This window comes from Lentzea albidocapillata (assembly GCF_000719115.1).
GTDB lineage: Bacteria > Actinomycetota > Actinomycetes > Mycobacteriales > Pseudonocardiaceae > Lentzea > Lentzea albidocapillata.
The window spans coordinates 66,777-90,173 of the sequence record NZ_JOEA01000003.1 but is presented as its reverse complement, the minus strand read 5'-3'; the positions used below and the strand labels follow the sequence as shown (position 1 = coordinate 90,173).

Below are 23,397 nucleotides of genomic sequence, written 5' to 3'. Positions count from 1 at the left end.
CGTCCGGGTGGCGGAATGGCAGACGCGCTAGCTTGAGGTGCTAGTCCCCGAAAGGGGGTGGGGGTTCAAGTCCCCCCTCGGACACTGGTTTTATCCCTACCAACGGGCCGGATGCTCGCATCGAGCATCCGGCCCGTTGCGTTGTACACGATCTCCACGTTCAGCGCTTCGTACAGTCTTTGCAGCTCGGCGGGGTCCGCCTGCCTGATTACCTTCTTCACGTCGCCGAGCGAATCAACCATGGCGTGGATCTCTGCGGCGCTTCGCCCGACGCGTTTCGGTACCCCGTTCAGCTCGGCTTGAGCCGCCGCGCGCTTCTCCTGCGCCTCGTTCATCGCCTCGACGAGAGCAGACGGGTCGATTCCCGCAGCAATGGCGTCCTGGAACCGGCGCAGCTTCGCTTCCGCATCGGTGAGACGTTTCCTCGCGGCTGCATGGTCGGACGCGCCAGTCCCGCCGTTCTCTTGGGACGCGACGAGAGCCGAGACCGTTTTGTCGACGTTCATCGGATCGAAGAGGTGATCAATCCACTTGTTGAAGTGCTCCATAGCCGCAGCCTCGGGCAGGTACACGTTCGTCGGGTGCCCCTTCAACGCAGGCGAACCGGGGACCATCGTCCGAAGCGCACAGCGGTAGTAGGTCCTCGGACCGCGCGGCGTGCCCTCCATCCGGCGAGTGCAATAGCCACACTTCACCCGTCCCCGAAGCGGATACACCCGCTTGGTCCGCTTCGGCCCCCGCACCAGCTTCTTTCCGGCCGAGAATCCACCAGCCGCGCGCGACCGACGAAGCAACTGCGCTTGAACGAAATCCTCGACTTCGATCACGTGCGGATGGGCCTTCTTGCGAGAACGGACCACACGATCAGGAGCAGCCTTGCGGAACCGCACTACGTGACCGGCGCTCACGTCCTCCGGGTCGAGCAGCATCTCTTGGCGCGTCCAGCGCCCGAAGAACGCAAAGCCCGTGTAGCGCGGGTTCTCCAGAATGGCTCGGACCGTGCCGCCCTGCCATCCATCGGCGAGCCGATGCCGGTTCTGGTCCGGCCGCCGAGCTGACGGACACGGAATCCCGTCACGGTTGAGGCCGTTCGCGATCGCCCGGTCTCCCATCTCACCGGTCAGGTACTCGGCGAAGATCCGCCGCACGACGACCGCGCTCGGCTCGTCGATCGCCAGCACGCGCAGTCGATAGCCCTCCGCCGCCTTCCTCGGGTTCGGGTGCGGTCCGGCGTCGACGACCGTGTACCCGTACGGTGCGCGTCCGCCCTGATGCCGTCCCTCGTTCACGACCTGAGCGTCCATCGCCGCCCGGACGCGTGCCTGCACGTGCTGGCGCTCAGACTCGCTCATGCCGCCGAGCACACTCATCAGCATTTTGTGGGACGGGTTCCGCGAGTCGAACTTGCCGCCGAGTTCCGGCACCCACAAATCCACGCCGTAGGCGGCGAACTTCGGTGCGATCAACGAGAACTGGTTTCCGAACCAGCATCGCGTCCCTTCACCGACCACAACCGCGTTCCATCCTCGGCCCTTGTCCTTGAGCGCTGCCAATAGGCGTGAGGCTTCCGGCCGTCGCTCCCACGGCACCGAGCGCGACTGACCGATGTCGAAGAACTCCTCGACGATGACACCGCCCAACGGCTCGACGAACTTGTGGGCGTTGCCGTACTGCCAGCCTCGCGACGTCTCCGGATCTTGGTTGTCCTCGGTCGAACACCGACCGAGGAACGCGAGCGATCCGATCCCATCGCCGATCGTCTCGACGACCTCGACGCCGAGCAGGCCGTCGAACGCCGCCCACGGGTCCTGACTGATTTCAACAGTCATCTGACCTCCCTTCCCGAGGCCCGTCCGGTGCCTCGACCTCAGTGACCCTGATCAGTACTTCTAGCAGTATGCGACTTACCTCCCTGGTGAGGACAGGTAGTTCAGCAGGTGGGTTGAACTTGAGTTCGCCGCGAGGCGGCTCGTCGGCGATCACTGCCGGGTCCCGTCAGCTTCGCTCGAAGTGCCGATTTCATCATCGGCCGCGATGCGCTCGACCGCCGTGCGCAGGTCGGCTGTCAGGTAGCCGCGCACACGCCGGGTGCCCTCATCAGTCGGGACGTACTGGCGTGTCGGCCGACAACCCAGCTCGCCCATGTCGACGCCGAGCGCGGTCACCTCGACTTCGAGCGCCTCGGCAAGCTCCGCAGTCGGTACGAAGTCCCGCGTGTTCACGTCGTCGCCGAGGTAGTCGACGACTGACGCCAACGGCTCGGGTAGCTCGATCTCGGCCAGGCTCGCCACGGTGCCGGTTCCGATTGCCTTGGCAGCCGCCGAGCGGTCGAGCATCGGCGGAACGTCCTTCCCTGCCGCGTGTCCGCTCAGCGTCCCTTCCGTCTCGCGCAGGGCACGGCCGCGCTCGCAGATCTCGCGCCAGTCCTCGTTGGGCATGTAATAGGTCCGCACGGTCAGCGCGAGTACGTCAGCACCGGCTTGGGTCTCACCGTCCGGTCGCAGGATGCCCACGCCCCGATGGGACGGGAGCAGTCGGCTGCTGTCGTATCCGCGTGTGTTCATCTGCTCGCCGAGGATGATGTTGCTGTCGCGGAAGTCCATGACCCGCAAGGCGAAGCGAGAGCCGAGCACAGCGCGCAGCCTGGTCGGAATGGTCTTGCTGTCCGGCCGCTGCGTCGCCAGAACGAGGATGACGCCGGCGGCAGGAGCTTTCTTGGCCAACCACGCCAGCAGCTCCCCGATGTACTCCCCTGCCGTGAGCTTCTTCCCTTGCACCTCAACGGGAGTACGGTCCTCCAGTGCAATGTGGACCTCGTCCACGATCAGTGCCGTGATCGGCATCCCCAACGATTGGTCGCGAGACATGTCCGGCGTCACCTTCGACTCGGGGCACGTCATGTCGTCGAGATCCTGCATCCGCCGGTAGCGGTTCTGAACGTCGGCGATTAGTTCGACGAGCCAGTCCAAGAACGCGAGAACGTGCTCGGCGTCGTCTCCCGACATGAACCGGTGGGCGACCTTCTCGGCGGCCTTCCAGTCCTTGCCGTTCTTGAAGTCGGCTACGTACAGCCGGACGTGCGGGTCCAAGATCAAGCCCGCGGCCGCCAGTCGTTCGGCCATTGTCTTGCCCTGTCTGGGAAGCGCGCCGATCAGAAGTGACGTCCATACCAGCGGCAGCGTGATCCGCCTGCCGCGTGCGTCGGTGCCGAACGGCACCGGCCGCCACGCGTCCCAACGCTCAACCGCCAGCAACGGCGTGCGGGTCGGCGGCTTGGCGTACGGATCCTCATCGGCAACCCACATCGCGACACGTCCGGCATGTCCGCCGTTGCCTCGCACCCGCTCGACACTGAGTTGGATCTCATCGACCGCCAGAGCCGACGCCAGGTCTTCCCGATGCTTCACGACATCAGCGGCCTTGCGGGTGGCGGGGAGATCGACGGTGACCGCCCATCCCCCGCCCTGGTGCTTCGCTCGCTCGACGAGCCGCAGACTCTCGTCCTTGCCGATCAGCTTTGCGTCACGGAACGCGTCCACCAAGATCTGTGGGTCCATCGTCCACGCGAGCGAGCGTGGCCCGGCGAGAGCAGCCTTTCGTCCAGGGTTCCCGTCCTTCTGCCTGCCGAGGATCGCCAACGCCGCCGAGCCGACAACGCCAGCGATCCACAACACTCGGTGCCCGTAAACGAGATCGAGGATCGCAAGGGAGACAACGAAAACGACAGATACAGCGCCGGTCACCTTCCATCGGAACAACGTCAGTGCACGGATCTCCGCGAACTTGTCCGCGAGCTTCTCCGACTGCTCAGCCGCCTCGCGGTAGTCGCGCACTCGCACCCATCGCCGCCAGCCACGCACCGCGACCACCAGGCCGCGACACACAGCCCGGACAAGGCGGAACGGCGACCGAACCAACCACTCAAGCCCGTCTTTCGCGGCGTAGGCGACTGCCTGCCGCGACTTCAACGCCGCCGGAACGAAGCGCGATCGCAGCCACCAGCCGGCGAGCCGGTGACTAGGTGGCGGCTGGATCGCGTCCTGCTGTTCGTCGACGAGTTCACCCTCGAACACCGGCCCCGCCGGAACCACTTCGCCGTTCATGGCTGCACCTCGGCGTTCAGCGCCGCAGCCAACCGTGAGGACAGACCGCGCGAGCACGCCGTCACCTCGCGCACCCACGCAGGCGTGACCATCACGTCCGGCGTTCGGGCCGCCCTGGCAACCGTGAGGTAGTCGTCAAACGACGTCCTCGGATTCGCGCGCTTCGGCGCCTCTCGCCGAGAACTCGGTGAAGCCTGCGGTTCCGCCTGCACCGCTGCGTACGCGGCGACCGCCGAGCCGAGCTTGTCCCGAAGGTCGGTCACCGCCTCGGCGGCGACGAACACCACGAGCGGCGGAACCGAGTGCAGCACCACCAGCGCGGCCGATCCGGCCGCGTACGCACTCCAGGTGTTCATGACGTACGTCGCGCCGAGCGTGAACCACTTCGCCGCCCGCACCCAACCGCCCATGCGGACGCCATGCCGGGCCGTGACCTGCTCGGCTCGAAGGATCGCCAGCAGCACCAGCGACACCATCGGGTCGAGCAGCCATGCCGCGCACCAGGCGAGCGACCACACCGGAGAACCGGCCGCCGCGAACTGCTGAACGTTGGTCATCGTGAACGCCAGTCCGAGCAGAATGCCGGTCCAGCACAACCGATCGACCTGTACCGCTACGCGCTCGATCGGCTCGCTCATCGCCGTTCACCGCCTCGGCGACGAGGCTCGTACGTCGTCACGGTCAATGCCTTGGTCAGCGTGTACGACGCGAACAGCGCGGGCACGGCGAGCACCGCGACGAGCAGCCAGCCGCTTCCCTGTTGGGTGATCACGATCCACTGCGCCACGACGATCAGCGCGGCGTTGAACAGCACGCGCCCGGCGAGCGAGGCGAACCGCGCTCCCGTGCGTGCCGCGCTCGCCGCAGCTTTCGCACGACGGGACGCCGTACGCCACACGAGCACCAGGACCAGCAGCGCGCCTACAGCGGCCATGATCTGAGTCGGGGTGAGAGTGAGAGCGTTCATGAACGCGGCCCCCTCTCGAAGCGTTCACCGCGTCGGAGCCAGTGCGGGTACAGCTCGCGCCGGTCGTCGTCGGTGAGCGCACCCCATACACCGGTGGTGTTCTCACCGGCCGTGCGCAGCTCCAATTCCAGGCACTCGTCTTGGACGGGGCACCCGGCACAGGTGCGCGCGGCGAGTTCGTGATTGGTCAGTTCTTCGCCAGCGTCGGGCGGTTCGTTCGTGAACGCCCACATGCACAGTCCGTCACGCTCGACCAGCTCGGCGAGCTGGTCGGTCGGCACCCAACGCAGGCGGTCGAGTGACCACGCGATGCCGATCAGTCGGTCGTCAGTCACGGAGCACCCCCGGACCGGCGTTGGCGAGCAGCGGCAGGAGCGCGCTCACGGGGATGACGGTCTGGCCGCGCCGACGTTCGGCGTGCAGCTTGCCGAGTCGGATGGCGCGGCAGACCTCGGACCGGTCGACGCCGAGGAGCCACGCGGTCTCGCGGATGGTGTGAGCGGAGGAAGACAGAGAAGTACTCATGAGGAATAGCCTTTCTGTGAATAATGATGATTTCAGTTTCTTTTGTGCTGATTTCAGCACTCATGAGGACATGGGAGGTCGCAAACGGCGCGTGGAACGCCGTGTCACGCCGCAGCGCTCGGAACAGTGACTAATCTCAGCGCCGAGGCGGAGCGCGGAGGAATACGTGTCGGAGGATTGGGCGGCAGTCGCCAAGGCGATCAACCAGCGGGTGGACGAGCTGGGATTGCGACAGAAGGAACTCGCCGAGCGGTCGCACGTATCGCTCGCGATCGTCCGCGAGATTCAGCACAACCTCGTGGAGCGCCGGCGGAGCCCTCGAACCCTGGAATCCCTGTCCACAGCGCTGGGCTGGCACCCGCTGCACCTGGACGCCGTGTTGCGGGGGCGCACGCCTCCCGAGGTCGGCGACCCCGTGGTGGACCTTGCCGACACCCTGTGGACTCGAATGGACCGGGTCGAAGAGCGACTCGAAGACATCACCGATCGGCTTGACGCTCTCAAATCCGACGTTGCTTCCGTAATGGGCCAACTCGCGGAAGTCGCGAAGCACGTCCGCGGCCGCCGGTAGTTCGCTGTTTGTCCTGGTGGAGCTGCTGTTTTCCATGGCACTAATTCCACTGCGAAAACGCGCCGGAGCCCACGCAAGACCCATACACAACCACGACAAGTTCCCTACATATCGCGCTTCGGGGGTAGCGACGAGATGACGTTGCCGAACGGCTGGACCGGGGCCGACGCGTGCGTGTTGCAGGACGCGCTACGCCTCAGTCAGGAAGCGTTCGCCGCACACCTCGGCGTTCACTGGCGCACGGTGGGCAACTGGCACAAAAAGCCCAGCTCACGACCTAAGTCAGAGTTGCAGCAGGCCTTGGACACGGCGCTCGATCGAGCGTCCGACGAGGTAAAGGCGCGCTTCGCCGAGGCACGCGCGGGTGCACCGCGCGCCACGACCGATGCGGCGGCTGACGCCGAACAGCGACTCGCGGCCGATCCGAACATCGTCGCCGCGCTCGACTGGCTCGACGAGCGCGGCACGCGCGAGCCCGGAACCGCTCGCCGCGCGGTCGCGTCACGGCTCGCGCAGGTTGACGTGAATTCCTTGCAGGACAGGGGAAGTCGTCGCGGTCGCGTCGATCAGCGCAAGGTCGCGCAGGCTCTCGCGGACTACTACGGCCGTGGTTCCGGCGGCTACGGCCGATATGCCGCCCGGTTCGGTGACGTCGAGGCCGACACGAGCGTCTTCACGCGCTCCGACTGGCTCGACCTCGACTGTCCGCTGATCGCGACTCATGACCGTCTCAAGCTGATGCGTGCGGCTGGTGCCGCGCCGGTGTCCCTCGACGAGGAGGCGTTCGACCAGGCCGCTCAGCGTCTGGCCGAGTCGCTCGCGCTCGGCATCCGCTTCGTCAACATGCCGCTGTATCGCCTGCTCGGCGTCGACATGCGCAGGGAGTCGCTCGGCGGCACGGTCGGGATCTCGTCGTTCGTCGAGTACATCGTGACGATGGATCTCCTGGAAGGTGAGCTGGTCGACGCGCTGGCCGGCGGCGTGCAAGCGGGCGAGCTTCCACTTCGTGACCGCTACCTGCCGGACCTCGACACCGTGCTGGACGTCGGCGGACGCCTCACCGCAGGCGGCACGCTCGCGCTGTGCGCGTTCGCTCGACCAGCCGACCCGTTCCGAGGCCCGGCAGACTACGTTCTTCTGGTGCAGGAGCGCTCAGGTCACGTCATCAACGCCGCGCGTCGGCTTGCCGTGATCCCGAAGGGCTTTCACCAGCCGCTGGTGGACTTCCGGGCCGATGCTCAGGTGGGCGCGACGCTTCGACGCGAGATGGAAGAGGAGCTGTTCGGCCGCCACGACATCGACAACACGGTGGGCGACCAACGCAGTGCCGATCCGATGCACCCGAGCCGCCTTTCCGAACCGATGCGCTGGCTCCTCGGCGAACCGGGCCGTCTGCGGATGGAATGCACCGGCTTCGGGCTGAACCTCGTCAGCGGGAACTTCGAGTTCCCGAGTCTGATCGTCGTTGAAGACGAGGAGTTCTGGCAGCGCTACGGCGGGCAGATCGAGGCCAACTGGGAGACGGCGAATCTTCGCCAGTACTCCAGTGCCGATGCCGAGCTCGTCGAGGAGCTCGCGGCCGACACGGCGTGGAGCAACGAGGGCCTGTTCGCGCTCCTGCAAGGGCTTCGCCGACTCAAAGAGATCGGCGGTAGCAGCCGCGTGAACATGCCAACGATCGAATGGGAGATACGGTGACCGCGAACTGGAGCCAGGGCAACGCTGCGGAGGACGGAAGCGCCACGCGCGGCTGGCTAGTCGGACACTTCATCGACCCATCAGAGGGTGTGCGGTCGTCGAAGGACGTCGAGGTGAAGTGGTTCAATCACCCCGCCGGAGACAAGCGTGTCGAGTGGACTTCAGACGACCAGCGAACGACCCTGGTTTTGTTGGTACAAGGGAACTTCCGCGTTGACCTCACCGAGGGAAGCGCGAGGATGACGCGCCAGGGTGACTACGTGATGTGGGGTCCCGGCATCGACCACTCATGGGAAGCAGTCGAGGACTCGGTGGTCATGACGGTCCGCTGGCCGTCCCAGACCTGATCAGCCGCCAAGCCGCCATTCGACCGGCGGCAGGCTGACGCGGTCGCCGCCGACCTCGCTCAGCCGACGCAGACCCTGGAGCAACGCGAACAGTCCCTCGTTGCTCCAGGTCTCCTGCATGATCAGCTCGCTCACCAGGTCGCCGTCGAGACTGGAGTACAGCCGCAGTCCGGCCGCCTCCCAGTTCGCCTCGACCTGCCCGCCGAATCGGCGCCAGAACTCCCCGTCCTCGATCACGACGAGGCTTGCGAACTCGTAATTCCCGCTGACGAGGTTCAGCCCGAAACCTGTGCACTCCATGCGCAACCGCGCTGGTTCCTCGGCGAGCCACTTCATCGGCTCCGACCAACGGCCCGGATGCATCGGGGCCGCCGAGCGCGCATTGCCAGCGGTCGCATCGACGTCAGGGCGGCCGAACAACTCCTCTTCCAACTCTCGCCGGAGCGTGGCCCCCACTGCCGCCTCGGCTCGCACGTCGGTCAGTGGCTGGTGGAAACCTTTTGGGATCACCGCGAGCCGTCCGGCCGCGTTCAGCACTTGGCCGGACCGCTCCTGCACCAGCAGGGCATAGTCTGCGGAACCGCGGACTTGATCATGCGGCCGAGCGATCGCACACAGCGCCAGAACTCCGCCCGCACACATACGGCCCGACAGGTCATGTACCGATTCAAGACTCGGCAAACGCTTGTCTCGCAAGGGAGTTCGCAGAGCGAGACTTCCGACCGAAACCGCATCGGTCAGCTCTCGTTCGAGTAGATCAGCAGTCAGCGCGTACTCGACGAAGGGCACGACGCTGACGCGTCCACAGACCCTCTGGAGGCCGAGGTCGACGCTCCGCAGTCGGTAGAGCGGCAGGTTGGTGAACCGGACGCCGAGCGCGACGGACTCGGCAAGACGTGACACTGCCGCTGATGCTTCGACGTCGTCAAGCGGAGCACGACCGCCGTTCTCATCAGCGAGCGTCAGTCGATCCTGCGTACCGTCGAGCGGGCACGCCAAGTCGAGCCAGTCGGCACGGGTGACGACACTGGTCAAGATCTCAGCGTCCGCGTAGACGCCTCGGTACATGCCGCGCTCGCCGTAGTAGTCGACAAGCGCGCGAGCGAGGGCCGTCCGCCCGACCTTGGTTCGCCTAGCACCCGCGTCCAGCAAGTGCCCCAGGTCGAGTTCCGCAAGCCGTGCCCGTACCTTCGATCGGCTTGTTCCGGACTGCCACCCTGCCCGCTCGTCGAGCCAGTCGAGCGCGGCGGCCAACTCGACCGTGTCCCGCTCCGGCCGTTGCCGCTCGACGACCTCAGGTGGTCTCGGCTCTGACAACAGGTCGTCAATGCGGACATCGAAGATCCGTTCCAGCAGACGCGCGGTCGCCGGCTGAACGGTCGGCCCTAGTGGCTCACCAGAGGGCTTCCGACCAGCGATAAGCCGCTGAAGATGCCGCACGCCGATCGTTCCCGCCTCGTTGTGCTCGCGCGCGAAGACCTCGGCAAACTCGACGAACTCCTGGAGTGTCTGACGCCGCTCCCGGATCTTCTGCTCCAGGACCGTCCGGAACGCCCGCACGTCGCGCCACCTCCCAAGTCACCCATGTCGCCTTCATGTCGCCGCCAGGTCGTTCCGCTGACCAAGTGCTGATGAGACGTTGATTTCAGTTTGACACGGACAGCCTCATGGCGGTCCCCCGAGCCGTCCGGCGGCGTGGACGCCTCCCGTCCGCCTCAGCGCCGCCGGACATCCACCTCACCAAGGATCTGAGGCCCACCGGTGAAGAACGACTTTCGCGCCTCGATGGCAGAGCGGTCCGTTGGGCGAGTTCTGCGCAGATGGCGGGACAACCTCGGCTTGAGCCTTGCGGAAGCCAGCGCGAAAGCCAGGTTTTCAAGCGCCAAGCTCAGCATGATCGAGAATGCGGTTCAGCCATTGGACCCGCTGGACATCATGGTGCTGGGCCACGTGTACGGGGTGCCCAACGATGTATGGAAGCAAGAGGTGAGACGCGCTGAACCCCCATCCTCCAAGCGCGCCATTCCGAGCACTCCCACAAACAGCCTCACCCTCAACGCAGCCGAGGATGTCGACGAGGTCTACCTCGAAGCTGCGACCCTCCGCGTGTTCGGCGCAGACATCATCCCACGCTGCCTCCAAACACCTGGGTACCGTCTTGCGGCTCGGGAGATGGGTCGCCCGACCTACGCCGCCGACGATGCAGCACGACGAGCAGAGGTGCACGAAAGCTGGATAGAGCGCCTTAGCGCACCGAAGAGTCAGCGCGCGGTCGAAGTACTGCTCACCAAGGACGCCTTACGGCGTGTCGCTGGTGATCCAGACACCACGAACGCCGCACTCGTACAGCTTGTACAACTTTCGGAGCTTGAGCGCTTCACGGTCCAGGTTCTCGCGCATGAGTCCCACCTCGATACTCAGCAGGAAAGTTCATACGTCCACCTCGGTTTCCCCCACCGGCAACACAACGACGTCGTGTACGTAGAGGACGCAAGCAACTGCCAGTACGTCGAAGATCCGACTGTGTGCCGGTTGATACAGCAGGGTTTTAAAGCGCTGCAACGAACCGCTCTCGACCCATCCCAGTCCGTCGAGTTGATAGCCGAGATAGCGAGTTCGCTGACGTTCGATCCGTCCGACCGAGCCAGGGTAAGGGCGTCCTAGATGAATTACCGAGTTCTTTCCGCCCTATACGGCCTGAACCCTCAAGGACTCGCCCTCAAGCGGTACATCCTGCACCGACTCCAAGAGGTGGCGCCAGACTCCTTGATCGCCGCAGAAGCCGCAAGGGGCGGGCCGTCTCGAAACCCAGGATCCATCGCGTATGCGCTGCGAGCACTTCGACGGATCGGCGCAGTTGAGTTCGTGGCCAGGGATCACCCTCAGAGTAACGACCGTTGGCGCCTCGAACCGGCGGCGAAGGACGCTGTTCGCGAGTTTCTCAAAGAGAACCAACGTGATGAGCAACCAGCCGTGACTCCGTTGCACATCAACGATCGGTACCACGCAATTCTAAGTATCCTATGTGGCGCACCGGCAACATCGTTCACCGTGCGCGAGCTGACGAACAAGATTCCTGGCGGCAACGAGACAACGGTTCGAAAGCACGTCATGCAGCTCTACGAGGCCGGTTATGTCCTGCGCAAGTTGCCTGACGGGAGAGATCCGGGAATACCAAGGTACTTATTTCAGCTGAACTCTGCCGCCGAGAAGTACGCCCGTGCACAGATCGACTGGCGGGCGGCTGCCGCGCTTTGAGCACTATACGATCGCCGCCGTACATTAGTCACAACGTCGATTAATGAAGGAGCCCAAGCCCGTACTGCGACACCAAGACTCCTCCATTCACTAGATCCTGCGGGACGACATTGACTCCCACTCCGGCCGCACGCGATAGCTTCCCCATCGGACCTACACGCTTGACCCTGCCGACGCGCCGACTCCGCACCGCCCGTTTACTCAGCCATCCTAGTTACCGACTGCAACTGCGATTGACCCGTGACGCTATGACCCTGTCCGCGTCGAATCGTCCTGTCATTTTGCCAGCACCGCAGCCACAGCACCTGCTGCGGCACCAAGGAGCGTTGAAGTTGACAGAACGAATATCTCGAACTCCTTCTTAGCTCCACCTTCAAGAAGCTTGGCAACTTCTTCCGCGGCTTTAAGCTGCTCACTTTCATCCGACGCGACCTCTTCAGATACCTCATGATCAAAAATGGTCACACTCATTGATTCTTTGAGCCTTTGAAATTCTTGCTGCATAGACGCTGTCGAGCGCGCTTCACCAAGCTTCGCCTGGATCACACCGATGAGCAGCTCTCTCGCCTGACTTCTAGACCACCATAGACGCTTCAAAAAGCCCTTCGCACCTGGAACGCGATACAGCTCAACAAGGGCATCAGCCATACGAGAAACAGATTGGGCCCGAGTCGCGTTGCGCCCACGTTCGCGCACACACTCATAAAAGAACTGAAGTTCAGCAAATAGATCTCTGTAGAGGTCCATCGTAGCTTGGGTCGGACATTGGACTTCGATGATGTCGTACCCACGCGTACGCTCACGAATCACTGAAAAGGGACTCCCCGCCAGCTCCAATCCTTCCTCTTCATGCACGCTGACATCAGCATGAAAGGGACTGGGGCCAACAACAAGGAAATCTATTTCGACCTCCGCGCGTTTGAACTCACGCTGAAGAAACTCGCGAACTACAAAAACTCCTTGAGCGCCCAAGAGTCGGGAGTCGGTCCCTCCATCAAACTGCACCACAGTAGCCGGTCCAGAGGTACCATACATCGTTATTACCCGAAAAGTTTCGTCGGGCGAAACGACTCTCCGTCCAAAAAGATTCAACTTCTCCTGGTCGCGCTCTTGGATAGCTACCGTAAACGCAATCATTCCAGCTTGTGGATGCAACTCAAAGTCGTAGGAGTCAGCCCCCCTGAACTCTTCCTCGCCCCACTCAAGGATGGGATCATATCTACTGACAAAGTGGCCCAGATCCGTGATCTCGACATCCCTAACCGACGCAACCGACTCCAACCCTGACTTGATCGCCTCACCCCACTTCGACGGCGCAATATCCTCCTTCGGACTAAAATGGAAGCAGGCGATTCCAAGGCTATAGGTACGCACACTCATCACTACTGACCCAATTCAAATAGGAGATGCAAGGCTTTTCAGAGAGCTTCGCAACACTACACGCAGCCAGGGGTCATTAACACAGCCCACCGGGCAAGCGATCCACGGCTATGAACGCTTTAGATTGGCCACGACTAAGGTCAGCTTTAGCTAACCATGCCTTGATAGATGATCAACAATGCTTCGCGCTGCTTCATAGTCAAGCGCTCCGCTTGCCAGATAGCCTGCTCAAAAGGATCTTCGGTCATGAAATTCGCGGCGGCCGCCATGACGAGGTCCTCATGAGGCAGGTCAAGCGCATCCGCTAGTCGGCGCATGTCGCTCGGCAGCACGACATTGCGCTCCCACTCCGAGACAGCAACCTGCGACTTGCCTACATGCCGCCCAAGCTGCTCCTGTGTCAGGCGGAGTTCGAGACGACGATGGCGGATCAACTCGCCAAGAGTCCGGGTCACATAACCAGTATCGGCAGTACTGGCTATGCCCGTCAAGGGTCATCGGCATGCCATCCCATCCAACGGTGACACCATCGAGCAAATCTAGGGCCATAACATCAGCCGAGTCGCTCATGCCGACGCCGTGACCGAGCGTAACAATATGCGGACGACACCGATATATTGACATGTCCTCCGTCGCAGATCTTCCGGGCACAGAGTGGGAGCGCATCCTCAAACTTCTCCTCGACCGATGGGAGGAGAACGATCAAGGGTTCAGTGGCCGAAAGGGCGTGAGCACGCCTCAAGCGCTAGGCACGTTCGCGCTCGCAGCTCACACCCACAGGCTTGCACGCAGCGTGCTGGCACTTCGCGATCTAGAGATGTACCTCGAATCGGTACCCCTGACCCGCGAAGCGTTTCAATTCGCACTGACCGCCCAGTGGATTGCACAGTATCAACCTGCCGTTTCGGGATTCATCAACGAGTCGAGCCGTCAGCACAATGCAACGATAAAGACAATCCTGGAGACTGGCTGGAAAGGAGCCGCAGACAGCGAAGACTCTCGCCAATTGGGTACGCCCGCAAGAGGCAAGTCCTTCACCGATCAGTCTGCGCGAAACTTCTCCCAACTATGCGACGACCTCCAACCAGGAGGAACCGAAGCGTACGCGATTTATCGAATAATGTCGTCGTACACACATCCCGGATACAGGGTTGTGGACCAGTACATAAAGGACGATCCGCTCCTCGGATTCACGTACCCCACGAACTTCAATAAGGAAGATTCACTACCGTGGCTACACGTGACCTGCATATCTGTTGTTTGGGCAGCACGCGCCGTCGACATGCTCGACCGCGAGCACCCCAACAGGGCCGAGCTGCGCACTTTCGCCAAAACACTTGGCGTACGCCCGGAACTCCAGCTCTCCGCCGCATTTAAACAGCGCGAGCAGGCCGCCCGACGGGCGAAGTGGAAACCACCACGGCAACCCTGACGGCCTAAGTCGTCGCCGTCACTCACGTCAGCTCGCCGCCAAACGTGTCCTGTCCCGTGCGAGATGACCTCAGACGGGGCGGTTTCGAGGCCAGAAACGCGAGAGTGGGACGGGGTGACTCACCCCGTCCCACTCTCGTCGATCGAGCTTCCTGCACAGGTAGATGCCAGATCTTAGCCGTCCCGCACACCCGTCCCAGCCTCAGGCGAGCACAGGACGACTGGGACAGGCTGACCGCGCACCATCATCCCAGGGACAGCCGTAGGGATAAAGAGCAACTCGGTCCTCGGACACGGACGTTAAACACACGCGGAGAGGTCGTCGCATAGACGGCCTCTTTTGCTATGTCGTACCTGAGTTCGACGCCGAGGTCTTCATAGAGCTTGGCGAGCCTTTCCGGCTTCCCTTCCGTGATGATCGTCGTCACGTCGTCGAGCCCGTCGAGCCTCGCCTGGACTTCAGCGGCCGTGAGTGCTGAAGGCGCGGGCAGCCCTTTCAGTTCGGCGCTCGTCGCCGCGCGCTGTTCCTCCGCTTCGTTGATCGCCTCCACCAGCGCGACCGGATCGACGCCTGCCGCGATCGCTGCCTGAAACCGCCGCAATTTGGCCTCGGCGACTTCTAGCCGCTTCTTCGCGGCATCACGCGTCGTCGACTTCTCCGCCGAGCCACCCTGCGACTCGACGAGGTGCGCCACCGTCCGATCGATGCTCGTGCGGTCGAAGACCTGACACAACCACTTGTTCAGCGGCTCCAACACCACGTTCTCGGCGAGATTCACCGTCCTGGGATGGCTGTTCAATGCCGCTGACCCTGGAGCCAACGAGCGCGCCAGACACCGGTAGTAGGTGTGCTCTTTCCGGATGATCGCCCCTTGCATCTTCCGCGTGCAGATTCCGCACCGCATCCGGCCTTTCAGGATGTACGGCCGCGCTCCGCTGGTGCGAGTGCGTTCGAGCTTCGCCCTGCCTCGCATTCCACCGGCCGCCCGCGACTTGCGCAGTAGCTGGGCCTGCGTGAACTCCTCGACCGACACGAGCGCCGGGTGCGCAGGTCGGCGACAGCGAACGACGCGGTCGGGGCTCGATCGGCGAAACTTGACGATGTGACCGGCCGCAACGTCGTCCGGGTCGAGCAGCGTCTCGAACTTCCACCACCGGCCAAAGAACGCATAGCCCGTGTAGCGGGGGTTCTCCAGAATCGCCCGGACCGTGCTCCCCTGCCAGCCGTCGCCCTGTCGGTGCCGATTCTGATCCGGCCGCAGAGCGGACGGACACGGCACGCCGTCCCGGTTGAGCCGAGTCGCGATGGCCCTGTCCCCGAGGTCGCCGCCGAGATAGTCGGCGAAGATCCGGTGCACCGCCTCGGCCGCCGAGTCGTCAACGGCGAGCACGCCGCATCACGCACGCGAACGGGCACACCGAGGAAGTTGCGCATCGGCGGGTGATGCTCCGGAAACCCGACGGAGGCCGGATGACTGCCGAGATCCATGAGCCGCAGCGGCCGCGGATCCGCGATGAGCTGGCCGAGCAGCCCGTGGCCCGTCGGCAGCGGCCCCATCTTCCGCCTGATCTCCTCGTCGATGCCCACGTAGACGAAGTTGGACAGCCTGCCGTCCGGCCCCAGCACTCCCAGCGCGCCATACCGGGCGTCGGCCAGTTCAGTGGCGGCTTCCACGATCCGCTTCAGCGTCGTGTCGAGGTCCAGTCCGGAGCCGACCGCGATGACCGCGTCCAACAGCGACTGGAGCTTGTCCTGGCGATACGCGATTTGAGCGAGCCGATCCGTCACCTCCTGCAGCAGTTCGCCCAGCCGCAGCCCTGACAGATCGCCGAACACGGTCATTGGTCCTTCGAGCGCCGAGTCCCCACGTGGCGATGCAGCGGCGGCCTCTCCGTGAACCATGCCGTCGACTACCCCGCCCCCAAAGTGCGGAAACCGTCCTGCGGCTGTCCACACACTCGGCCGCGTCCGCTCGAGTCGAACGGTCCTGCGACGACAGGCCTGGAGTCCCTGGTCCTCAGTCGAGGCCGACCGCATCGTTGAGATCGTGACCGTTCATCTTCCCGAACAACGACGCCGCGACACACTCTCGCAGCCAGTGATCCATCTACACCTGGAAACAACTGTGACCGCCGAGTCGCTCGGCGGGCTGCTCAGCTGGATGCGCCGCATTCCGGCAGCGGACACCGTCGACCTGACCATCAGGCCCTTCTCGCATCCCGCGATGCCTGATGCGGTGCTCGCCGATGTCACCGTGCTGACACCCGACGGCGTGCGCCGGATACGTGGCGTGGGAAGCACGGTGCACGCGGCAATCGAGAGTGCGCGGCTCAACGACAGGAGGTCACCGTGACCAGCACGGCACGAACGAGGTCTCGCACAACGGCGCGTCGCGGCAGCTACCTCGCCGGCGCGCTGGCCGTCGCACTCGTCGTCAACCTGCTCTGCCTGGTTCGACCTCGGCTCCCGTTCACCGCGGTGGGTGACGTGATCAGCACGGCCGCGGGGCTGGTGGCACTGATCCGGACGGCCCAGGTGTTCCCCTTCGCCTTCACGGACCCGACCACCGACTGGGTCACCATCGTGCGCCTGTCACTCGTCTCGATCATCGTCGTCGTGTCCATCGCACTGCTGGTCCAGCTCGTGGTGCTGGTGCGGATCCTCGTCTCCGGAGGAAACACCCCCGACTGAGTCTGTTCGAAGGCGTACGAGAGTGCCGTTGGGGTACCCGGTTGCCGGAGTCGGGCCATCCCGCCACCGCAGACGTGGGCCTCTTGGGAAGCCAGGGCCTGAAGTGCCGGTGCCGACGGGACCTCGGTCCTTGCCGGCGCGGACCACGCGCCCTGTTCCGTGATCGATCCGGACGGCAGCGTGAAAGGCAACAGACCCGAGTGAGGAGCGCGAGATGCCGAACGCCGATCTGTCGCTGGTCGACGCGTACTGGCGAGCCGCCAACTACCTGTCGGCGGGCCAGATCTACCTGATGGACAACCCCCTGCTGACCGAACCGCTGACGCCAGAGCACATCAAGCCTCGGCTGCTCGGCCACTGGGGCACAACACCGGGCCTGAACTTCATCTACGCGCACCTGAACCGGGTGATCCGCGACCGCGACCTGGACGTGCTGTTCGTGACGGGCCCCGGTCACGGAGGCCCCGCGCTGCTGGCCAACACCTGGCTCGAAGGCACCTACAGCGAGACCTACCCGGACGTGCCACGCGACGCCGATGGCATGCGCCGGCTGTTCCGCCAGTTCTCCTTCCCCGGCGGCGTGCCGAGCCACGTCGCGCCGGAGGTGCCCGGTTCGATCCACGAGGGTGGTGAGCTGGGGTACTCGCTGGCGCACGCGTTCGGCGCGGCGTTCGACAACCCGGACCTGATCGTGGCCTGTGTGATCGGTGACGGCGAGGCGGAGACCGGGCCGCTTGCGACCAGCTGGCACGCAGGCAAGTTCCTCAACCCCCAGCGGGACGGCGCTGTGCTGCCGATCCTGCACCTCAACGGCTACAAGATCGCCAACCCGAGCCTGCTCGCGCGCATCCCGCACGACGAGCTGGACGCGCTGCTGCGTGGTTACGGCCACTCGCCGTTCTACGTCGAAGGTGACGAACCGAAGGCGATGCACGCCCGGATGGCCGAAGTTCTCGACCAGGTCGTCGACGAGATCCACCACATCAAGGGCGCGGAGGAACGTCCGCGCTGGCCGATGATCGTGCTGCGCAGTCCGAAGGGCTGGACCGGCCCGTCCGAAGTGGATGGTGTGCCGGTCGAGAACACCTGGCGTGCGCACCAGGTGCCGCTGGCGGGTGTGCGGGACAACCCGGACCACCTGCGTCAGCTGGAAACGTGGCTGCGCAGCTATCAGCCGGCCGAACTCTTCGACGACGACGGGGCGCCGCGGCCGGAGCTCGCCGCATTGGTGCCGGACGGTACGCGCCGCATGGGCGCCACTCCCCACGCCAACGGCGGATTGCTGTTGCGGGAGTTGAAGATGCCCGGCATCCGCGCGCACGCCGCGGAAGTCATCAAGCACGGCACCACGCACTCCGAGCCGACCAGGGTGCTCGGCAGGATGCTGCGCGACATCGTCACGCTCAACGCCGACGCCCGCAGCTTCCGGATCTTCGGACCCGACGAGACGGCGTCCAACCGCCTCGACGCCGTGTACGAAGTCACCGGGAAGCAGTGGCAGGCCGAGACGTCGCCGGTCGACGAGCACCTGGTCCACGACGGCCGCGTCGTGGAGGTGCTGTCCGAACACCTGTGCCAGGGCATGCTGGAGGGCTATCTGCTGACCGGCAGGCACGGGTTGTTCAACTGCTACGAGGCGTTCATCCACATCGTCGACTCGATGTTCAACCAGCACGCGAAGTGGCTCAAGACGCACAAGAAGCTGGAGTGGCGCCGGCCCGTCGCGTCGCTGAACTACCTGCTCAGCTCGCACGTCTGGCAGCAGGACCACAACGGCTTCTCGCACCAAGACCCCGGCTTCATCGACCACGTGATGAACAAAAAGGCCGAAGTGGTCCGCGTCTACCTGCCACCGGACACCAACACCCTGCTGTCGGTCGCGGATCACTGCCTGCGCAGCAAGGACTACGTCAACGTCATCGTGGCGGGCAAGAACGAGACACCGGACTGGCTCGACGTCGACGAGGCGATCCTGCACTGCACCCGCGGCGCTGGAATCTGGGATTGGGCGAGCAACGACGACGGCATCGAGGAACCGGACGTCGTGCTGGCGTGTGCCGGGGACGCGCCCACGGTCGAGGTGCTGGCCGCGACGTCGTTGCTACGTGAGCACCTGCCGTCGTTGCGGGTTCGCGTGGTCAACGTGGTGGACTTGATGCGGTTGCAGCCCGACACCGAACACCCGCACGGCATGCCCGACCGAGAGTTCGACGCGCTGTTCACCACCGACAAGCCGGTGATCTTCGCCTACCACGGCTATCCGTGGCTGATCCACCGCCTGACCTACCGCCGCACCAACCACCACAACCTCCACGTCCGCGGCTACAAGGAGGAAGGCACCACCACTACGCCGTTCGACATGCTGGTGCTCAACGACATGGACCGCTACCGGCTGGTGATCGACGTCGTCGACCGTGTGCCCGGACTCGGTCCCAAGGCCGCCCGACTCCGCCAGCACATGCAGGACCAGCGAACCCGCCACTACAACTGGATCCGCGAGCACGGCGAGGACATGCCCGAGATCCGCGACTGGACCTGGCAGTGAACATCCTGGTGGTGAACGCGGGCTCCTCCAGCCTCAAGCTCCGCGTCCTCGGCGAGGACGACACCGTCCTCGCCGAGACCCACCTCGAACGCTGGTCGGGCGGCGACGAAACCGGCCCGCTGGAGGATTTCCTAAGCGGCGCCCCGTCCGTGGACGCCGTCGGGCATCGCGTCGTACACGGCGGCTCCGCGTTCACCAGCGCCACTGCGATCGACGACGACACGCGCGCCCAGATCGAGGCGCTCACCGGGCTGGCTCCGCTGCACCAGCCCCGCGCGCTCGCCGGCATCGACGCAGCCAGGCAACTGCTGCCCGACGTGCCCCAGGTCGCGTGCTTCGACACCGCCTTCCACACCACGATGCCCGCAGCCGCCACAACCTACGCCGTTCCCGCCGCATGGCGGCGCAAGTGGGACCTGCGCAGGTACGGGTTCCACGGCCTGTCACACGCCTATGCGTCGCGCCGAGCCGCTGAACTGGCAGCAAAGCCCGGTGCTCGCGTGGTGAGCTGCCACCTGGGTTCCGGTGCGTCACTCGCCGCCGTCGCAAATGGACAGTCCCTGGACACGACGATGGGCTTCACCCCGTTGGCGGGCCTGGTGATGGCCACTCGCAGCGGTGACGTCGATCCCGGCCTGCTGATGTGGCTGCAGCGCGCCGGTCTCGCGCTCGACGACCTCGAGGACGGTCTGGAACACCACTCCGGACTCGCCGGCCTGTCCGAGGTCGGCGGAGACCTGCGCGACGTGCGCAAGGCCGCCGAGAACGGAGACGAACGAGCTCTCCTGGCGCTCAAGGTGTGCACGCACCGGCTGCGACAGGGCATCGCCGCCATGACCGCGTCACTGGGCGGCATCGACCTGCTCGTGTTCACCGGCGGAGTGGGCGAGCACGACGCCGCATTGCGGGCGGACACCGCTGTGGGCCTTGCGTTCCTCGGCATCGACCTCGACACCGGACGCAACACCGAAGCCGCGACGGACAGCCGCATCAGCCGCGACGCTTCTGCCGTCGACGTCTGGGTCGTCGAGGCACGAGAAGACGTCGAGATCGCCGCACAGACCCGAGCACTGCTGAACGCAACGGACTGGAGGAAACGATGACGAGCATGACCAGGCCGGTGGTCGTCGGAGTGGACGGATCGCCCTCCAGCGACACCGCCCTGGCGTTCGCGTTCGAAGCCGCCGCGCTGCGCGGCGTTGCCCTGCACGCGGTACGCACCTGGTGGGACATCACTGCCGAGACCGCCTGGCAGCGAGGCTTGACCGCGACGAACCTCGTGTCGATCGAGGCCGCGGAAGAACGGTTGCTGGCCGAACAACTAGCCACCTGCACAACCAAGTACCCCGACGTGCCCGTACGAGGTCTTCGGCCCGGGCATGCTCGAGCAGTGAACTCGCGGGCGTTACCGCTGGCAGGTCGAGCATCACCTCGACCTGCCAGCGCTACTTCGGCTTGAACGCCGCGCGGTGCCGTCTTCGCGTACGGCGGACCGGCCAGCAGCTGCAGTTGCTCGTCACCACAGTGCTGACCCGAGAAACGAATCGGCTCGCAGTAGGCGAGTTCGTCGCCTCACGCACCGGACTCGACCCGGTGCCGCGCTGTCCCTTGTGGACTCGGTCCAGGTGAGGGGAGGCGCTCGGCCGCGTGGCGATCAGAAGGAGTTCAGCTCTGCTTGCGGGCTCGGCCGCGTGGCGCGGCGGCGGCAGGTGTGCGGAGGTCTTCGAGGAGCTCCATCTGGCCGGTAATGACTCCGGTGAGGATGCGCCTGGCGACGGCGAGCAGCTCGGCGACGTGAGGGCTGGTCAACGAGTAGAAGACGTTGGAGCCTTCCTTGCGGGTGGTCACGAGTCCGGCGCGGCGCAGCACGGCCAGTTGCTGGGAGAGGTTGGCTGCTTCGATACCGACCTCGGGCAGCATCTCCGCGACGGAGTGCTCGCGCTCGCTGAGCAGTTCGAGCACCCGGATGCGTGCTGGGTGGCCGAGGTTCTTGAAGAACTCCGCCTTGACTTGATAGAGGGGCCTGCTCATCGAAGCCCCTTCCGGCCGACCGTCGTCATGGTGCTGATCCTCCCTGGTTGATCCCTGTCATCGCGAGTCGGGATGCGTTTCAACGGGGTTCAGCAGTTGCTAATCTTACCAAGTACGCAACCCTGGTCACCTCGCACGGCTGTGGGAGGGCGAGCATGAGTGAGCCGAAGACGGCGGATGTGATGTGTCGGCGGGTCGTCACCGCGGCGCTGGACAGTTCGTTCAAGGAGCTCGTCGGCATGATGATCGCCCACGAGGTGACCGCGATCCCAGTGGTGGACTCGGCCGTGCGCCCGGTCGGTGTGGTCTCCGAGGAGAATCTGGCGGCCAAGCTGGAGTTCCACGGTGGTGCGGCGAATTCGCCGGTGCTGGCGGGCACGCGCACGCGGGTGCGGTGGCACAAGTCGTCCGCGACGGTCGCGGCTGACCTGATGACCACTCCGGTGGCGACCGTGTCAGAGGGCGTGAATCTGTGTGCCGCGCTGCGGCTGCTCGCGGGTGAACACGCGAGCTTGCTGTGTGTGGTGAACGGTGCAGGCACGCTCGTGGGGGTGCTCACCGGGCGTGACGCGCTGCGGCTGTTCCTGCGTGGCGATGACGCGATTCACACCGATCTCGAACAACGCCTGCTGACCGCCTCGACGACCGCGCACCGGGTGACGGTGCACGTGTCAGGCGGGGTGGTCACGCTCGACGGGACGCTCAGCCTGCACAGCACGACCGAGCGGGCCGAGTGGATCGCGCGCGGGGTGCCGGGTGTGATCGCGGTGCGCAACAGGCTGAGCTTCGACGTCGACGACCTGATGATCACTGGCCTCTGAGCACCGCTTCCGCTTCCTGGTCGGGAGTGGGGGCGGTCATCGTGCGGCTCCTCGGTGCAGTGCGTTCGTCGCGGATTCGGCGATCTGGCGGGTGAGGGTCTCGTCGGCACGCCGGGGCACCTGATGGCCGGGCGGGGTGGCCGCGGACAGCGCGATCGCACAGGCGTGCTGCACGTCCGGAGTCAGGCGTGCGCGCGGATGCCGGCTGAGCGCGCGCAGCAGACCCGGAAGAGCCAGTAACGGATCGCGTGCGGGATCCGGCACGATCACGACCGGTGCGGCGTGCCTCGGCCAGGCGAAGCGGCCGCCCCCGCCGACCAGGTTGATCACGGCGTCGGCGTCGGCGGCGATGTTGCGCAACGGGAACGAGAGCGCGTCGACGGGGTTCCAGGTGGTGATGTCACGGATTCCAGCGGCCAGTAGGACCGGGTTGAGCAGCGGCATGGTGCCGGCACCCGCGATGACGACCCGGCTGGTCTCCGGTGCGTTGCCGGCGCGCGTCAGCGTGGTGAGCAACGCGGCGGTCAGGACGACCGCGGTGGTGTCCCGCTCGGTGAGAACCGGGACGTCGGCGATGGAGTCGCGGGCCCTCTGCTCGCGCTCGGGTGTGGCCCGGACCAGCAGCACAGCGCCCGTATCAGGCGGCAGGCTGTGCAGTCCGTAGTCGGAGGCGATGACACGGGTCGGCAGTCCCGCCTCGTCTTCGACGATCGCGGCGTAACGACGCAGAACCGCGGTGGTCGCAGCGATTCCGCCGACCACCGCGACCACGCGGTCGCTCGATGGTGCGCTCATGGTCAGTGCCCGAGCCCGGAGTTCTCCAGCAGCGCCGGGTCGACCCAGTCGCGGGTGTCGACGCCGTGCTGGGCAGCCCGGTCGAGCAGGTCGCGGATCCGGGCGCTGTGCAGGTGGATCTCGTAGTCGTGGCCGGCCTCCCGGGCTTCTCGCAGGGTTTCCCAGGCTTCGGCGACCTTGTTCCGCAGCTCAGCTTCGAACTCGCTCATCGTCCTCAACATCTCTCCTCGGCC

25 protein-coding genes, 1 tRNA gene and 1 pseudogene are annotated in these 23,397 nt (G+C 65.0%); 13 read left to right on the top strand and 14 right to left on the bottom strand.

Annotated features, from left to right (window positions below):
* The first annotated feature begins 1 nt into the window (after window position 1).
* Window positions 2-84, top strand: a tRNA-Leu gene (locus tag IG04_RS0103950).
* Here IG04_RS0103950 and IG04_RS44935 read toward each other — a convergent pair.
* The 6 genes from IG04_RS44935 to IG04_RS0103920 form a co-directional block, all read right to left on the bottom strand.
* Window positions 66-1,829, bottom strand: coding sequence for a recombinase family protein (locus IG04_RS44935; protein WP_030475128.1), 1,764 nt, complete (start codon window positions 1,827-1,829; stop codon window positions 66-68). The genes IG04_RS0103950 and IG04_RS44935 overlap by 19 nt on opposite strands.
* Before the next feature lie 150 nt (window positions 1,830-1,979).
* Window positions 1,980-4,103, bottom strand: coding sequence for an FtsK/SpoIIIE domain-containing protein (locus IG04_RS0103940; protein ID WP_036013629.1), 2,124 nt, complete (start codon window positions 4,101-4,103; stop codon window positions 1,980-1,982).
* On the bottom strand, window positions 4,100-4,741 hold the full coding sequence (locus IG04_RS0103935; RefSeq protein WP_030475126.1) for a hypothetical protein: 642 nt from the start codon (window positions 4,739-4,741) through the stop codon (window positions 4,100-4,102). The genes IG04_RS0103940 and IG04_RS0103935 overlap by 4 nt, the downstream gene beginning before the upstream one ends.
* Window positions 4,738-5,070, bottom strand: a complete 333-nt coding sequence (locus IG04_RS0103930; protein ID WP_030475125.1) for a hypothetical protein — start codon at window positions 5,068-5,070, stop codon at window positions 4,738-4,740. Before IG04_RS0103930 ends, IG04_RS0103935 begins: the two co-directional genes overlap by 4 nt.
* Complete coding sequence (locus tag IG04_RS0103925; RefSeq protein ID WP_030475124.1) at window positions 5,067-5,405, bottom strand: WhiB family transcriptional regulator; 339 nt, start codon at window positions 5,403-5,405, stop codon at window positions 5,067-5,069. The genes IG04_RS0103930 and IG04_RS0103925 overlap by 4 nt, the downstream gene beginning before the upstream one ends.
* Window positions 5,398-5,595 carry a MerR family transcriptional regulator gene (locus IG04_RS0103920; protein WP_030475123.1) on the bottom strand — a complete coding sequence of 66 codons (198 nt, stop codon included), beginning with the start codon at window positions 5,593-5,595 and terminating at the stop codon, window positions 5,398-5,400. Before IG04_RS0103920 ends, IG04_RS0103925 begins: the two co-directional genes overlap by 8 nt.
* Window positions 5,596-5,761: 166 nt before the next feature.
* Here IG04_RS0103920 and IG04_RS0103915 point away from each other — a divergent pair, with 166 nt between their 5' ends.
* The 3 genes from IG04_RS0103915 to IG04_RS0103905 all read left to right on the top strand — a co-directional run bounded on the left by IG04_RS0103915 (window position 5,762) and on the right by IG04_RS0103905 (window position 8,211).
* A complete protein-coding gene (locus IG04_RS0103915; RefSeq protein ID WP_030475122.1) occupies window positions 5,762-6,166 on the top strand; it encodes a helix-turn-helix domain-containing protein in 405 nt (134 codons plus the stop codon).
* A 135-nt stretch (window positions 6,167-6,301) separates the two neighbouring features.
* Window positions 6,302-7,864, top strand: coding sequence for a hypothetical protein (locus IG04_RS0103910; protein WP_030475121.1), 1,563 nt, complete (start codon window positions 6,302-6,304; stop codon window positions 7,862-7,864).
* Window positions 7,849-8,211 (top strand): hypothetical protein, encoded by a 363-nt coding sequence (locus IG04_RS0103905; protein ID WP_030475120.1) that lies wholly within the window; start codon window positions 7,849-7,851, stop codon window positions 8,209-8,211. The genes IG04_RS0103910 and IG04_RS0103905 overlap by 16 nt, the downstream gene beginning before the upstream one ends.
* Here IG04_RS0103905 and IG04_RS0103900 read toward each other — a convergent pair whose 3' ends face one another.
* A complete protein-coding gene (locus IG04_RS0103900) occupies window positions 8,212-9,771 on the bottom strand; it encodes a transcriptional regulator (RefSeq protein ID WP_144065260.1) in 1,560 nt (519 codons plus the stop codon).
* 201 nt (window positions 9,772-9,972) lie between these two features.
* Between IG04_RS0103900 and IG04_RS0103895 the strand changes: the two genes are divergently transcribed.
* Both IG04_RS0103895 and IG04_RS46265 read left to right on the top strand, forming a co-directional pair.
* On the top strand, window positions 9,973-10,875 hold the full coding sequence (locus tag IG04_RS0103895; RefSeq protein WP_030475118.1) for a Scr1 family TA system antitoxin-like transcriptional regulator: 903 nt from the start codon (window positions 9,973-9,975) through the stop codon (window positions 10,873-10,875).
* A gap of 102 nt (window positions 10,876-10,977) precedes the next feature.
* Window positions 10,978-11,469 (top strand): hypothetical protein, encoded by a 492-nt coding sequence (locus IG04_RS46265; RefSeq protein WP_144065261.1) that lies wholly within the window; start codon window positions 10,978-10,980, stop codon window positions 11,467-11,469.
* Between the two features lie 276 nt (window positions 11,470-11,745).
* Here the strand turns inward: IG04_RS46265 and IG04_RS46260 are convergent, their stop codons facing one another.
* A complete protein-coding gene (locus tag IG04_RS46260; protein WP_144065262.1) occupies window positions 11,746-12,849 on the bottom strand; it encodes a hypothetical protein in 1,104 nt (367 codons plus the stop codon).
* A gap of 146 nt (window positions 12,850-12,995) precedes the next feature.
* The gene (locus IG04_RS0103890; RefSeq protein WP_030475117.1) at window positions 12,996-13,304 is read right to left on the bottom strand and encodes a helix-turn-helix transcriptional regulator; all 309 of its coding nucleotides are present in this window, start codon (window positions 13,302-13,304) and stop codon (window positions 12,996-12,998) included.
* A gap of 167 nt (window positions 13,305-13,471) precedes the next feature.
* Here IG04_RS0103890 and IG04_RS46255 point away from each other — a divergent pair, with 167 nt between their 5' ends.
* A complete protein-coding gene (locus tag IG04_RS46255; protein WP_144065263.1) occupies window positions 13,472-14,281 on the top strand; it encodes a DUF5677 domain-containing protein in 810 nt (269 codons plus the stop codon).
* A 244-nt stretch (window positions 14,282-14,525) separates the two neighbouring features.
* On the opposite strand, the gene IG04_RS0103885 is transcribed toward IG04_RS46255, so the two are convergent.
* Window positions 14,526-15,671 (bottom strand): recombinase family protein, encoded by a 1,146-nt coding sequence (locus tag IG04_RS0103885; RefSeq protein WP_051768850.1) that lies wholly within the window; start codon window positions 15,669-15,671, stop codon window positions 14,526-14,528.
* Window positions 15,672-15,736: 65 nt separating this feature from the next.
* Window positions 15,737-16,123: pseudogene (locus IG04_RS44930) on the bottom strand (histidine kinase); the annotation flags it as partial.
* Window positions 16,124-16,328: 205 nt separating this feature from the next.
* Here IG04_RS44930 and IG04_RS0103870 point away from each other — a divergent pair.
* The 5 genes from IG04_RS0103870 to IG04_RS44925 all read left to right on the top strand — a co-directional run bounded on the left by IG04_RS0103870 (window position 16,329) and on the right by IG04_RS44925 (window position 20,976).
* Complete coding sequence (locus IG04_RS0103870; RefSeq protein ID WP_144065264.1) at window positions 16,329-16,634, top strand: hypothetical protein; 306 nt, start codon at window positions 16,329-16,331, stop codon at window positions 16,632-16,634.
* Window positions 16,631-16,972, top strand: coding sequence for a hypothetical protein (locus IG04_RS0103865; RefSeq protein WP_051768849.1), 342 nt, complete (start codon window positions 16,631-16,633; stop codon window positions 16,970-16,972). The genes IG04_RS0103870 and IG04_RS0103865 overlap by 4 nt, the downstream gene beginning before the upstream one ends.
* A gap of 214 nt (window positions 16,973-17,186) precedes the next feature.
* Window positions 17,187-19,517 (top strand): phosphoketolase family protein, encoded by a 2,331-nt coding sequence (locus IG04_RS0103860; protein ID WP_030475112.1) that lies wholly within the window; start codon window positions 17,187-17,189, stop codon window positions 19,515-19,517.
* On the top strand, window positions 19,514-20,620 hold the full coding sequence (locus IG04_RS0103855) for an acetate/propionate family kinase (RefSeq protein WP_036013626.1): 1,107 nt from the start codon (window positions 19,514-19,516) through the stop codon (window positions 20,618-20,620). The genes IG04_RS0103860 and IG04_RS0103855 overlap by 4 nt, the downstream gene beginning before the upstream one ends.
* 5 nt (window positions 20,621-20,625) lie before the next feature.
* Window positions 20,626-20,976, top strand: a complete 351-nt coding sequence (locus tag IG04_RS44925; RefSeq protein ID WP_159460440.1) for a universal stress protein — start codon at window positions 20,626-20,628, stop codon at window positions 20,974-20,976.
* A gap of 206 nt (window positions 20,977-21,182) precedes the next feature.
* On the opposite strand, the gene IG04_RS0103850 is transcribed toward IG04_RS44925, so the two are convergent.
* Window positions 21,183-21,548: an ArsR/SmtB family transcription factor gene (locus tag IG04_RS0103850; protein ID WP_036013623.1), complete on the bottom strand. Its 366-nt coding sequence runs from the start codon at window positions 21,546-21,548 to the stop codon at window positions 21,183-21,185.
* A 155-nt stretch (window positions 21,549-21,703) separates the two neighbouring features.
* Here IG04_RS0103850 and IG04_RS0103845 point away from each other — a divergent pair, with 155 nt between their 5' ends.
* Window positions 21,704-22,369 (top strand): CBS domain-containing protein, encoded by a 666-nt coding sequence (locus tag IG04_RS0103845; RefSeq protein ID WP_030475109.1) that lies wholly within the window; start codon window positions 21,704-21,706, stop codon window positions 22,367-22,369.
* Window positions 22,370-22,405: 36 nt separating this feature from the next.
* Here the strand turns inward: IG04_RS0103845 and IG04_RS0103840 are convergent, their stop codons facing one another.
* Window positions 22,406-23,164, bottom strand: coding sequence for a hypothetical protein (locus IG04_RS0103840; RefSeq protein ID WP_084401013.1), 759 nt, complete (start codon window positions 23,162-23,164; stop codon window positions 22,406-22,408).
* A gap of 2 nt (window positions 23,165-23,166) precedes the next feature.
* Window positions 23,167-23,373 (bottom strand): hypothetical protein, encoded by a 207-nt coding sequence (locus tag IG04_RS0103835; protein WP_030475107.1) that lies wholly within the window; start codon window positions 23,371-23,373, stop codon window positions 23,167-23,169.
* Between the last annotated feature and the right edge of the window lie 24 nt (window positions 23,374-23,397).

Coding starts and splice junctions, on each gene's coding strand:
- IG04_RS44935 (WP_030475128.1), bottom strand. CDS start 1,829: ATGACTGTTGAAATCAGTCAGGACCCGTGGGCGGCGTTCGACGGCCTG.
- IG04_RS0103940 (WP_036013629.1), bottom strand. CDS start 4,103: ATGAACGGCGAAGTGGTTCCGGCGGGGCCGGTGTTCGAGGGTGAACTC.
- IG04_RS0103935 (WP_030475126.1), bottom strand. CDS start 4,741: ATGAGCGAGCCGATCGAGCGCGTAGCGGTACAGGTCGATCGGTTGTGC.
- IG04_RS0103930 (WP_030475125.1), bottom strand. CDS start 5,070: ATGAACGCTCTCACTCTCACCCCGACTCAGATCATGGCCGCTGTAGGC.
- IG04_RS0103920 (WP_030475123.1), bottom strand. CDS start 5,595: ATGAGTACTTCTCTGTCTTCCTCCGCTCACACCATCCGCGAGACCGCG.
- IG04_RS0103910 (WP_030475121.1), top strand. CDS start 6,302: ATGACGTTGCCGAACGGCTGGACCGGGGCCGACGCGTGCGTGTTGCAG.
- IG04_RS0103905 (WP_030475120.1), top strand. CDS start 7,849: ATGGGAGATACGGTGACCGCGAACTGGAGCCAGGGCAACGCTGCGGAG.
- IG04_RS46260 (WP_144065262.1), bottom strand. CDS start 12,849: ATGAGTGTGCGTACCTATAGCCTTGGAATCGCCTGCTTCCATTTTAGT.
- IG04_RS46255 (WP_144065263.1), top strand. CDS start 13,472: ATGTCCTCCGTCGCAGATCTTCCGGGCACAGAGTGGGAGCGCATCCTC.
- IG04_RS0103860 (WP_030475112.1), top strand. CDS start 17,187: ATGCCGAACGCCGATCTGTCGCTGGTCGACGCGTACTGGCGAGCCGCC.
- IG04_RS44925 (WP_159460440.1), top strand. CDS start 20,626: ATGACCAGGCCGGTGGTCGTCGGAGTGGACGGATCGCCCTCCAGCGAC.
- IG04_RS0103850 (WP_036013623.1), bottom strand. CDS start 21,548: ATGAGCAGGCCCCTCTATCAAGTCAAGGCGGAGTTCTTCAAGAACCTC.
- IG04_RS0103845 (WP_030475109.1), top strand. CDS start 21,704: ATGAGTGAGCCGAAGACGGCGGATGTGATGTGTCGGCGGGTCGTCACC.
- IG04_RS0103840 (WP_084401013.1), bottom strand. CDS start 23,164: ATGAGCGCACCATCGAGCGACCGCGTGGTCGCGGTGGTCGGCGGAATC.
- IG04_RS0103835 (WP_030475107.1), bottom strand. CDS start 23,373: ATGAGCGAGTTCGAAGCTGAGCTGCGGAACAAGGTCGCCGAAGCCTGG.